Here is a 12,413-nt window from a genome sequence, read left to right on the forward strand (position 1 = left end):
TCTTCCTTCTTTACCAGACCGGTGATCTCGGCATCTTCGACCTTGGTCAGTTCTTCAGCGGAAATTTCGCCGGCTTCAAACTTGCTGCGAGCTTCATGGATAGCCTTTGTGCGCAGGAAGCTACCGACAATATCATAACGATAAGGAGCGGGATTTTTCATAGGATGTTGTCCTTTCTGATCTATGCAATGAGCAGTGGCTCGTTTATTTTATGATATTAGTATAGAGGCTGATGCCCCCTTTGTAAAATACGATAAACTCGTCATTGTTCATAGTTTGAAACTATAGACAGTGGTTCAACGCAAACGTTCATCTGCCATTTATATACCATATCATTTCCGGGAAATTATATTATGAGAAAGCCAAGAAAGCGGCTCGAGTTAACGTACCGAAAGTGAAAAACGTTTCGCTAAAGGCTTGCTTCCGGAGATTTGGACGGCAGCGTTTTATGCATATAGCACAAAATATTTCTGTGCAAATTAAGTAAAATGCTATATTTGTGAAAAATCCAAAAATCGTCCCCCCATATGTGAAGATTGTGTGTTTTCCTATGTGCAGCAGTTTGATAAAATAATGACAATAAAATGACACATGAGGAGGGAAGAACAGCATGGAGTATGTACTGGAAATGAAAGATATCAGCAAGACCTTCCCCGGCGTGAAGGCGTTGGATCATGTGCAGCTTCAGGTTAAGCCCGGCGAGGTACACGCTTTAATGGGCGAGAATGGTGCCGGTAAATCCACTCTGATGAAAATTCTGATGGGTATTTACACAAAGGACAACGGCGGTGAGATCATCTTTAACGGTCAGCCGTACCATGTATCCAATCCGAAAGAAGCCATGGATCACGGTGTTGCGATGATTCATCAGGAGCTCAATCCGATTCTGGATATGTCCGTGTATGAAAACATCTTCGTCGGCCGTGAGATCCGCAAAAACGGTCTGGTCGATGCAAAGGCTGAGATCGCAGAGGCTGAAAAACTCATCAAGGAGTGCGGCCTGCACGTTTCTCCGAAAGAAAAGCTGCGCAACCTAACCGTTGCACAGTGCCAGCTGATCGAGATCATCAAGGCAATTTCCATTAACGCAAAGGTCATCGTCATGGACGAGCCGACAGCCGCCATCACCGACCGCGAGGTCGAGCTGCTGTTCGAGCATATCCGCAGCCTGACCGCTAAGGGCGTTGCCATTATCTATATTTCGCACCGTATGGACGAGATCTTCTCCATCTGCGACCGTGTCAGCGTTTACCGCGACGGTCAGTACATCGGTTCGGGCGACACCAAGGACCTCGACGAGGCTCAACTCATCAAAATGATGGTCGGCCGCGAGATTACCGATGTATTCCCCAAGCTGGAGGCGAAGATTGGCGATGTGATCTTTGAAGCAAAGAACATCGTCCGTGCCGACAACAAGGTAAAGGGCGTCAGCCTTTCCGTCCGCCGCGGCGAGATCCTCGGCATCGGCGGTCTGGTAGGCGCGGGCCGCAGTGAGCTGGTCGAGGGCATCTTCGGTATGCACGAGCTGGCCTCCGGCGAGATCTTCGTCAAGGGCAAGCAGGTCAAGGTCCATTCTCCGAAGGACATCATCAAGGAGGGCGTGGCCCTCATCACCGAGGACCGAAAAGTCACCGGTCTGAACCTCAGCGGCTCGGTAAACGACAATATCGCCATGGTAGCCATCAAAAAGCTGCTCAGCCACGGCCTTTACAACAAGAACAAGGCACGCGCCGCTTCCATGGAGTACATCAAAAAGCTGAACATCAAAACTCCTTCCGGCGACCAGATTACGGGCAACCTGTCCGGCGGCAACCAGCAAAAGATCGTTATCGCCAAGTGGCTGCTGAACGACCCGGATGTCATCATCCTCGATGAGCCGACCCGCGGCATCGATGTCGGCGCCAAGCGCGATATTTACCTGCTGCTCGGCAAGCTGGTACAGCAGGGCAAGGCCGTTATCATGATCTCGTCCGAGATTCCCGAGCTGATGGGGGTCTGTGACCGCATCATGGTAATGTGCGAGGGTAATCTCTCCGGTGAGGTACAGCGCGATGCGTTCTCGCAGGAACGTATCATGACACTGGCCTCCGCGATTGAAGTATAAGGAGAAAAGAGAAATGAAACAGAAAAATATCAAGGGATTGATCAGCGAATACTTCATTTTCCTGATCTTCATTGCACTGGTCGTTGTGCTTACCTGCCTGAAGCCCAGCTTCATCGCACCGACCAACCTCGTGAACATTCTCAAACAGGCTTCCATCAACGGCATTCTGGCGTTCGGCATGATGTTCGTCATCATCGCAGGCGGCTTTGATATGTCGGTCGGCTCCACCGTTGCATTCACCGGCATTCTGGCCGCGCTGCTCGGCAAGGGCGACCTGCCGCTCATCGTTCCGCTCGTTGTTGCGATGCTGGCCGGTCTGGCTGTCGGCATGGTAAACGGTATCGGCGTTGCCATCGGCGATTTGCCCCCGTTTATTATGACACTCGGCTCGATGACGGCAGTTCGCGGTCTGGCTCTGCTTACCTCCAACGGCAAGCCGATCACCGGCATCAGCAAGGAATACAAGGCGGTCGCTGCCTCCTCTATCGCAGGCATCCCGATGCTGTCCGTCTTTCTTGTGATCGTTATCATCATCTGTGCATTCGTTCTGTCCAAAACGGTTTACGGACGGCGTGTTTATGCCTGCGGCGGCAATCTTCAGGCGGCCCGCGTTTCCGGCATCAACACCACTGCCATCCGCATTTCCACGTTCGCCATTGCCGGCCTGCTGGCTGGTCTGTGCGGCTTCCTGATGACCTCCCGCGTTACCATCGGCCAGCCGACCGCAGCTGAGAGCTATGAGATGGATGCCATCACGGCGTGCGTTGTCGGCGGCGTATCCATGACCGGCGGTGTGGGCAAGCCGTGGGGCGTTGTCATCGGCTGTCTGCTCATCACCGTTATTGCAAACGGTCTGGACATTATGGGCGTATCGTCCCACTGGCAGAAGATCGTCAAGGGCGTTATCATCGTGGTAGCTGTCCTGATCGACGTAAAGGGAAAGACTAAGAAAAACTGATTTTTGCTGATAAAGAGGCAGCGGGAGTGCTTAGCGCTCCCCTCTCCTCTTCATCATATTCACAACGTCTCTAAGGAGGAAAAAGAAAATGACAAAGAAGAGATTTCTCGCTATGCTGCTTACCGGTGCCATGACTCTGAGTCTGGCTGCCTGCGGCGGTACTTCCACCGGTTCTGATGCAGGCACCGATTCCGGTGCTGATTCCGGCAGCGATTCCTACAAGATCGCCCTCATCCAGCAGCACCAGACCAACGCATTCCAGATTGCCGTATCCGAGGCTGCTGAGGCCAAGGCTGACGAGCTGGGCGTTGACCTGACCATCCTGAGTGCCGATCAGGACGCAGCTACCCAGATCAGCCAGATTGAGCAGTGTGTATCCGAGGGCTATGATGCCATCCTGTTCGAGCCTGTTGATCCGGACGGCCTTGCTGATGCTGCAAAGTCCGCAGCTGATTCCGGCGTTGTTATGATCAACATCATCTCTGCCTGCACCGACTGGCAGAACAACGGCATCTCCGCTGTTTCCTACGGCAACAACGTAAAGGCCGGCGAAACCGAGATGGAGCAGGTTGCAAAGCTCCTCAACGGCAAGGGCAACATCGCTATCCTGACCGGCCCGTCCGGCGATGCAGGCGGTCTGCAGCGCATGGAAGGCTATGAGAACATTCTGAAGAACTATCCCGAGATCAAGCAGGTCGTTGCACCGGCTGACTGCCAGTGGGACACCGCAAGCGCTCAGTCTACCGTTGAGAGCTGGCTGTCCGCTTACGATCTGGACGCAATCGTTTGTGAGAACGACGGCATGGCAGTAGGCGCCGGCAACGCAGCAGGTGCAAACTCCGGTATCGTTATCGCAGGCGTTGACGGCACGCCGGACGGCTTCGAAGCTATTCAGGATGGCCGTATCTCCGGTACAGTTTCTCAGAACGGCGGCGCTATGGCTGCAAACGGCATCGAGGCTGCTGTTAAACTGCTCAAGGGCGAAACCCTCGATACCACTGAGATCGTAACCGACAACACCTGGATCGACTCCAGCAACGTTAAGGATTACGAGTAATTTCTTGAAAATACTTTGCAAATCCTTGCAAACAGTGTTATTATGAATAAGAAAAAGGGAAAACGGTTACGTTTTCCCTTTTTCCTATCAACAAGTAAAATCTGTTTTCCTAAAATTACCTTCAAAGGGGAATATGTATGTTAAGGGTCGTACTGGCAGATGATGAAAAAAAGGTCCTGCTGCTGATGTGCAAGCTGATTGACTGGGAAAGTCTTGGCTTTGAGATTGTCGGCATGGCAAGCGACGGTATGCATGCGCTTGAGATGATACGCGACAAACAGCCGCATTTGCTCGTAACCGATATCCGGATGCCGGGCTTTGACGGCATTGATCTCATCCGTCAGGCAAAGCAGATACAGCCGGGGCTGCATTTTATCGTTGTCAGCGGTTATGCCCAGTTTGAATATGCGCAGAACGCACTGAAATACGGTGTAGAGGGTTATCTGCTGAAGCCGCTCAAGGTGCAGGAGATGACCGATCTTCTCACCGGACTTAAGGGCAAGCTCAGCGAGCAGGCTACGATTGAGTACCGTTTGAAGAAAAGCGATGAGCGTGAACAGGAGCGCATCATTGACACGCTGATAGGCGAGATACACGGCGATGTCCGTACCTCCAGTGCGGTGCGGTCGTTCAATCTGGAATACGGTCTGCCATCCAACGGCTGTTATTTCGCCGCTATTGTCAAGCCGGATATTCCATCAGCATGGAAGAACCCGGATGGCGTGCACGCCATGATGAAGCACGCACTTGAAATCGTCCGGCAGGAGCTTGGACAGCTCAAATGCGGCTTTGCCGCAGCCATTCGAAGAGAAGGTGTCGCTGTTGCGGCCTATCTGCCGGAGTACCAGCCGGTTGAGGTCAAGCAATGCTTCACCAAAATACGTAAGGAAATAGAAAAGCAGCGCGATCTGTTCTGGGGCATCCGTGCGACAATCTGCCTTGGCAGCCGATGCTCTGCTGCCGATGCGCTTGGCGCTTCTATGCGCGAGGCGCTCTGGCTGTGTATCGATCGTCTGTGTCATACTCCGGTCTGGCGCGATGCGGAGACTGATATCCCTGATTTTCACGCATATTACACGATGGACAGCAGCTGTAAGCGCCGTTTTCAGGAAGCCGCCGAATATCTGAACAAGGAGCAGTACATCGGTGAACTCGAGGACAGCTACCGCGATGTTATGTCCAGGCAGCCGCTTTGGGGAAAGATGCTGGAGGACTGGTTTCTTGAGATCCTCACGGCGATGCGTTACGGAATGCAGCGGAACGGCGAGACCGACAACAGCTTCTATCAGCGCATGATAGACGGCTTGTGGCAGGCCATCAACGCACAGGAGCTGTTCCGCTTGCTGCACGATGATATGTGTGGCGAAATAGATCGTCTGCGCAACGAGCGCATGCTGCGCGAGGCGCGTCCGATTACGGATGCCAAACGCTTTATTCAGCAGCACTATCAGGAGGCGCTGCGCCTTGAGGATGTAAGCAATGCGGTCGGCTTTAATGCAACATATTTTTCCGCCATGTTCAAAAAGGAGACCGGCCAGAATTTTATGGATTATTTAACTGAACTGCGCATGAACAAGGCCAAGGAGCTGCTATGCAGTGATGAAAACTCTGTGCAGGACGTCGCTGATCAGATCGGCTACCGTGATTTGAAATATTTTTCGCGACTGTTCAAGAAAACGACGGGCATCAGTCCTTCCGAATACAAAAAGCTTTACAGGTAGGTGTCGTTTATGTGGCTGACAACACAATGGAAACTGCACCGGGCACTCCGCCGCTATGGCAGAGACGGCGATGTGGATGCCGTCCTCGGCGCAGGCTGGAGCCGCTCCCGCGAGATTTTTGCGTTCTTCCGGGAAATCGTAGATCGTCTGCACGGTGAGGAGATCACTCGCCTGCGGCAGAAGCAGGCCGAATATCTGGCATTGCAAAACCAGATCAACCCGCATTTTCTGTATAATGCACTCGAGGCTATCCGTTCGGACGCTCTGCTGGCGGATTGTGCGGATATTGCGGAAACCACCGAAGCGTTAGCTACGTTTTTTCGCTATACCATATCAAATGTACAGGAATATGTCACATTTTCGGATGAACTGGACAATGCAGAAAACTATTTCACCATCCAGCGCTGCCGCTTCGGCGACAAACTCGAAATGGAGCTTGAAATGGAAAATGAAGATCTGCTTGAGGCGAGAATGCCGAAGCTCATTCTCCAGCCGCTCGTAGAAAACGCTGTCGTACATGGTCTGGAAGGCAAAATCGGACATGGCATCGTATATATCTCCATTGAAAACAGTGCCAATACATTGTTCCTGCGCGTAAAGGACAACGGAGTCGGCATGCCCGAGGAGCAGGTCATGCTGCTCAACGAAGAATTTGTCCATGGCAGCCCAGCCTCCGGCGATAAAAAACGCGGCGGAATCGCGCTGCGCAATGTTAACAGCCGTATTCGGCTGATGTTCGGCGAAGATTACGGTCTTCGCGTTTTCAGTGCAACGGGCATCGGTACGGAGTGCTGCGTCACGATGCCGCTGCTGATGCAGGGAGACTGACATGAAAGAAGAGCTTATTCGCATCGAGCATGGCTATTTTCACAGCGAGAGCGGGCAGTACCAGTTTGATGTTTCCATCGCACACGGCGAGTGTATCGGTGTTTATGTTGATGAACACCTTACCTCCGGTACTGCATATCTCGATATTTTCAAGGGTAAAACGGTGTTTACCGACGGTCGGGCATTCTGCTGCGGACAACGCATTGGCGCAACCGGTCTGGAGCGCTGGATTCGTCAGAATGCCATTGTGGTGGACAAATCTCGTTTCGCGAGCAAGGAACTGACCATGCGCGATTTTGTTCTCGCACTTGTTCGTACGAATCATCTTCGGCAGCGCTTCCCAAGCACCGAACGGCTGACATCACTCGCAGCGACTGACATGCTCCACCGGATGGGACTTAATCTGCCATGGAGTACGCGGCTTATCGACCTTTCCATGCTTGACTACTACCGTCTGTCAATTTTTCGTGCATGGTTCAACGGCTACAAGCTGCTTGTGCTCGACCGGCTGACCGAGACGCTGCGTCGCCAGGATCTTGCAAAGCTAATGGACTGCGTGCAGCTGCTGCTTCGCCACGGTACAGCGGTGTTCCTGTTTGACATGGATGAAACATTCATGTTCCGATATGCGAGCCGCATCGATGTAATCCGCGACCGGCGTACATTTTTTAGATTGTATCCGGAGGAATATGGCCCTCGTCTGTTTGAGCTGCTCGGCTGGGAGGGAGGCAGAGGCGTTAAACGCTTTGAGCATACTGCTATGACAGAAGGCGCCCCCGTGCTTTCTGTTCGGGATCTGCACTTTCCCGCATTGCCGCCGATGACGTTTGATATCAGGCGCGGCGAGATTGCTTTTCTGCGCGATGAAAACTACAACACTGGCCGCCGCCTGCATGAATGCTTTCTGGGCGATCGCGGCTGGACGAGCGGCTTTTTCCGGCTCAACGGCCGCCTGTACCAGCCCGGCGATCTCGGCCGCGTCATCGGCAGCGAGATCGGCATTCAGATTGAGCGACCCGACCGCCCCGGCGGCGTGCTGTTCGACAATATGACCGCGCTCGACAATCTGTGCACCAGCCTTATCCCCAAGGCCGGACAGCATATCATCCGCAAAAAGATTGTATCCAGCATTTTATCCGAGGCTTTGCGCTGGTTTCCGAAGGAAATGCTGCTGCAGCCACTGAGCAGCTGGTCCTACCCCGAACGGCTTCGATTTTCGTATTATCGGTGGTATCTGCTTAATCCGCGCCTGCTTATCTGTTTTTTCCCGTTCGCCGGACAGGAGTCCACACATCACAAGATGATCATTGATCTGCTCGTACTGTGTGCTCAGCGCGGCATGGCTGTATGGATCATTTCCTCAGGCATCGATGCCATCTGTGAAAAAACGGATAATGAAGAATTTCTTCGCCGTCTGCACTATCTCAATAAATGATGAGACCGCAGTCGGTTTCGGGATAGAAACCGGAAAAATACTGAGATTGTCAAAAAAACAGGACTCCGAGGAGTCCTGTTTTTTCAGTTATAGCCTGATATCTGTGTTGTACTGCTTACTTGCCCTGATACATACGGTACAGGAACGTGACGATCTGTGCTCGGGTACAGCTGCTGTCCGGGCCAAACAGGCTGCTGCTGATACCGTTGGTAATGCCATTGTCAACCGCCCACTTGACCGCACTTGCGTAATATGCGTTCACGTCTACGTCAGCGAAATTGCTGTTGCCCGAAGCGGTATTTGTCCCGGCTGCGCGAGACAGGATCGTTACGCCATGTGCGCGCGTGCAGGTCTCATCCGGGCCGAAGGTGGTATCGGTCGTACCGTTTGTGATGCCGTTCTCAACTGCCCATGCAACTGCCTTGGCGTAGTATGCATCTGCCGTAACATCCGCGAAGCTGCTCAGCGCCTTCGGTTCAGGCGAACCCGCCGCGCGCCACAGGAAGGTTACAATCTGCGCTCTGGTGCAGGCAGCGTTCGGAGCGAACAGCGTGTCGCTCATACCGCCGGTAATGCCCTTCTGCGCCGCCCAGAGGACTGCGTCATAATAATAATCCTCCGCGTGCACATCGGTGAAGAAGTTGAGCATGGTGTTGTCATCCATAAAGGCTGCCTTCACCGTAATCTTGCCCGCCGGCATGACGAAGGTGTACTTGCCGCCGCCCTTGTCGGTCAGCGCGAGCGCCTTGCCGTCCTTGTCCAGCACGGTCAGGCTTTCGAGGGTGTAGCCCTTGTCGGGGGTTGCCGTGATGGTCACAGTGTCGCCCTTGGAGGCAGACTCGGGAGATACGGTGACGGTGCCGTGCTCATAGATGCCGGTCGGGATCTTGGTGTCGGGAATGGAGACGTTTCCGCCGCCGCCTCCTCCACCGCCGCCGGACGAGCCGTTCGCCTTCCAGTTGACCGTCACCGTCACATTATGCGCGGGCATCTCAAAGGAAATACCTCGAGTTGTGCTTTCTGCGTCCTTTGCCTGCCATTGCAGCTGCTCTTCGCTGATTCCCTCGAGCGTCAGACCCTGCAGGGTGAAGCCGTCGCGTTTGCCGATCTGAAGACCGACCTGAGCGCCGACCGTGTATCGTGCGGTATAATCCTCGCCCGGGGTAATCCCCATGACTCCGCCGTACAGCCCATGAGCCGTGACAGTGTACTGCGTCGGGATTTCCAGTGTAAATGTTGTCGTAAAATCCTTTCCGCAGTCATAGTCGTAAGTAACCTCATCGACATCGCTGTTTATCGTCAGGATATTGCCGCTGACCGTGCCGCCCTGCCAGTGGCTGGTCTTTGCTACATCAAAACCCGCAGGCAGAGAGGCAAGATAAAATCTGTCGTTGACCGGAGTAATCGTATATGTGTTGTTCTCTGCATCCAGCTCGGCCAGCTTGGTATTCCGGCTGAGGTCCAGACTTGTGAGGTGATTACCGGCACAATCCAGATATTTCAACTCCGTAAAATATTCAATACCCGTAAGATCAGCGATTTCCATATCGTAGACATCAATATCCTGCACCAGCGCAATTTCCCATGTGCTGAGTTTACCATCCTGATTCCGATCAATATTGGCTTCTTTATCAAGAAGAAGCTCTCGGAAGTCCTTATCCGGGAAGTTGGTCTTGTTGATATCAATATCCGTGCCGCGTCCTGCAATCGCCAGTGTGAAAATAACGTCCTTTTCCGCGTCATCCAGTTCCGTACCGGTATAACCGAGGTCATAGGAATAGGTCACGACAGCGGCATTGCCATCTACTGTAAGAGTGCTTCCGCTGACTTTGCCGCCGGTCAGGCCGGACATGCGGCTCGCATCAAAGCCGGGCAGGCTCGACAGATCAAAGGTATTGCCTGTCAGTGTAATCTCACGAATATTACCCGATGCATTCAGATTCGTCAGCTTGGAGTTGCTGCTGAGATTGAGCGCGGTCAGCGCGTTATCGGAGCAGATCACCATTTTCAGCTTCGGATTTTGGCTGAGATCCAATACCGTCAAGCGATTTGTACTGCAATTCAGCTCTTCCAGCTTGATATTCTGGCTAAGATCGAGCTCGGTTAACTCGTTATCGTAACAGTACAGATCCTCAAGCGCAGTAAAATACTCGATGCCCTTCAAGTTGGTAATGGCTCTGCCTTTGCAGTCGATTTCCTTTACTGCGGCAATCTCAGTATCGCTGAGGATATTGTTATCGTCAGTATCAAACGTTTTCACGACATCGCGGAAGTTCTTGTCGGGGAAATTGAACGTATCAACGGCAACGCCATCGACAATCTTAATAAAAGCAGCTGTGACGATATCACTATCGGCTTTGCCCATCTTTTCAGCCCAGGCTGTGATATTCGCCGATTCCGTCAGCGTGAACGGATCCCTGTAATGAGACTTTACACCATTTATGGTGTAATATATCCATGCACCCTCCGTGTCACAAGTAAGTGTAACGGTCTCCGTATCATTGAAGCTGCCGCCGTTAGGGCTGATCACTGGAGCCGCAGTTTTTTCCTGAAAAACAGCCTTGACGGTCACAGGCTTGTCAGGCATGATAAAAGTATCATTGGTAATGGCAACGCCGCCACGGATAACCTCCCATGTCTTAAAAGCATAACCCGTATCGGGAATCGCGGTGAGCGTGACCGTTTCATCTGTCTTGGCGAAGGCCGGAGACGCACCGGCGGTGCCGTGTCCATCAACCTCAACAGTGACAGCATAAGTGTCGGCAGCATTCACATAGCCGCAGATGGAGCAGGTATTGCCGCCCTTGTAATCATGAGGGCTCTTTATCATCCCCTGGTTCGCATCCGTGCAAAAATTGGTGCATTTCTTCCAATGTTCATTGGCGTTATATTCCCAGGAATCATCATATATATGAATATGCAGTATGACATGCATCTCGATGTTATTACCGCACTGATAGTTATAGGTGACCTTCTTTGCTCCTTCATCAATCGTCAGAATGCCGTTTTCAACCTTGCCGCCAACCCAGTCACTGGTTTTGTCAACATCCAGTTCAGCAAGATTGATCGTGTTGTTCTCATCCGGTTCAATAGGACACCAGCTATCACAGTAGGTATAAGTCAGCTTATTATTCCGGCTGAGATCCAGACTGGTAAGCCGATTATGATAGCAGGACAGCTTTTCGAGATTATGATTGCTGCTGACATCCAAATGGGTAATCTCATTGCTGCTGCAGTCCAATTCTATTAACTGGGTATTCGCACTCAAATCCAGTTCGGTAAGTTGATTGCCGTAGCATAGTACACTTGTCAACCCGGTATTTCGGCTAAGGTCTAATTCCGTCAGGTCTTGATAGGAACAATCCAAACTCGTCAAGGCAGTGAAGTACTCGATACCTTTCAAAGACGTAATTCCCGCTACACCTGTATTCGGGTCATCCGGGTACTGAAACGTAAGTTCTGTCACGGCAGCAATCTCATCCGCGCTGAAAAAGTCGTTATTGTCCTTATCAAACACTTTCTGTATATAGTTCCGGAAGGTTTTATTGGGAAAATTACTTGCATCAATGGCAACTCCTTCTTCCGCTGCCCAAGCCGTCGCAGGCAGCAGTCCGAAGCACATCGCCATCGCCAGAAATGCGCTCAGCCCTCGCCGTCGTATCATCTGCTTTTTACTCATACCATTTTCCTCCTTTTCTGCGTCAGTGTTCCTGCTCGGCCATGGAAAACAGCTCGTTATGGCTCATCTCAACATCGCCAAAGCGGACAAAAATGCCGTTCGTCACCGCGCTGTTCCACACCTGCGGGTCGGAAAGTGACCGGAATCGGAATTTATCCAGATAAGGCTTCATATCCAGCAGCAGGCGGCTGCCGGAGATAAAATCGACCTGCAGAACGTGGTCGGTCAGCGGCTTGACTGACTGAATGTATTTCCGGTCCAAATGCGTACCTCCTCTCGCTTACACAAAATGAAAGGTTCACCGTACCTATAGGATACGGTGAACCTTTCCAAAAAACCATTCACAAGTTGTTAGTTTTTATCCGCAAGCAGGTCGAGCAGCACTGGACTTTGTGTTGAGCGTCAATACGGCCTGCTATATGATTTCTGTTCGTCGATTCGGGAGTTTGCCCGTCATTTTTTTGCTGACCCTCGGCTTCTTTGTTGCTGCCCATATCGAACGCACTGCAAAAAACCGGTTGCGGCTTAATGCGATCCACGCGCAAAGATAACATCAACAACCGCTTAGAGCAATGCTGAATTAAGGGGCGCGATTTATAATAAATCGCGCCCTTTTAACATTGCATATAGT

The 12,413-nt window shown here is 52.0% G+C and carries 8 protein-coding genes; 6 read left to right on the plus strand and 2 right to left on the minus strand.

Going from position 1 to position 12,413, the window contains the following annotated elements; all coding sequences use genetic code 11:
* Positions 1-610: 610 nt before the first annotated feature.
* The 6 genes from C7386_RS10675 to C7386_RS10700 all read left to right on the plus strand — a co-directional run bounded on the left by C7386_RS10675 (position 611) and on the right by C7386_RS10700 (position 8,103).
* The gene (locus tag C7386_RS10675; RefSeq protein ID WP_116705513.1) at positions 611-2,104 is read left to right on the plus strand and encodes a sugar ABC transporter ATP-binding protein; all 1,494 of its coding nucleotides are present in this window, start codon (positions 611-613) and stop codon (positions 2,102-2,104) included.
* Positions 2,105-2,117: 13 nt separating this feature from the next.
* Positions 2,118-3,062 (plus strand): ABC transporter permease, encoded by a 945-nt coding sequence (locus C7386_RS10680; RefSeq protein ID WP_116705514.1) that lies wholly within the window; start codon positions 2,118-2,120, stop codon positions 3,060-3,062.
* 88 nt (positions 3,063-3,150) lie between these two features.
* Complete coding sequence (locus C7386_RS10685) at positions 3,151-4,119, plus strand: sugar ABC transporter substrate-binding protein (RefSeq protein ID WP_116705515.1); 969 nt, start codon at positions 3,151-3,153, stop codon at positions 4,117-4,119.
* Between the two features lie 137 nt (positions 4,120-4,256).
* Positions 4,257-5,840, plus strand: coding sequence for a response regulator transcription factor (locus C7386_RS10690; RefSeq protein WP_116705516.1), 1,584 nt, complete (start codon positions 4,257-4,259; stop codon positions 5,838-5,840).
* Between the two features lie 9 nt (positions 5,841-5,849).
* Positions 5,850-6,668 carry a sensor histidine kinase gene (locus tag C7386_RS10695; RefSeq protein WP_116705517.1) on the plus strand — a complete coding sequence of 273 codons (819 nt, stop codon included), beginning with the start codon at positions 5,850-5,852 and terminating at the stop codon, positions 6,666-6,668.
* Position 6,669: 1 nt separating this feature from the next.
* Positions 6,670-8,103 (plus strand): sugar ABC transporter ATP-binding protein, encoded by a 1,434-nt coding sequence (locus C7386_RS10700; protein WP_116705518.1) that lies wholly within the window; start codon positions 6,670-6,672, stop codon positions 8,101-8,103.
* A gap of 115 nt (positions 8,104-8,218) precedes the next feature.
* Here C7386_RS10700 and C7386_RS10705 read toward each other — a convergent pair whose 3' ends face one another.
* Both C7386_RS10705 and C7386_RS10710 read right to left on the minus strand, forming a co-directional pair.
* Positions 8,219-11,782 (minus strand): S-layer homology domain-containing protein, encoded by a 3,564-nt coding sequence (locus C7386_RS10705; RefSeq protein ID WP_116705519.1) that lies wholly within the window; start codon positions 11,780-11,782, stop codon positions 8,219-8,221.
* Positions 11,783-11,804: 22 nt separating this feature from the next.
* Positions 11,805-12,044 (minus strand): DUF2442 domain-containing protein, encoded by a 240-nt coding sequence (locus C7386_RS10710; protein WP_110435615.1) that lies wholly within the window; start codon positions 12,042-12,044, stop codon positions 11,805-11,807.
* Positions 12,045-12,413 lie beyond the last annotated feature (369 nt).

This window comes from Agathobaculum butyriciproducens, assembly GCA_003096535.1.
In the GTDB taxonomy this organism is placed as follows: domain Bacteria; phylum Bacillota; class Clostridia; order Oscillospirales; family Butyricicoccaceae; genus Agathobaculum; species Agathobaculum butyriciproducens.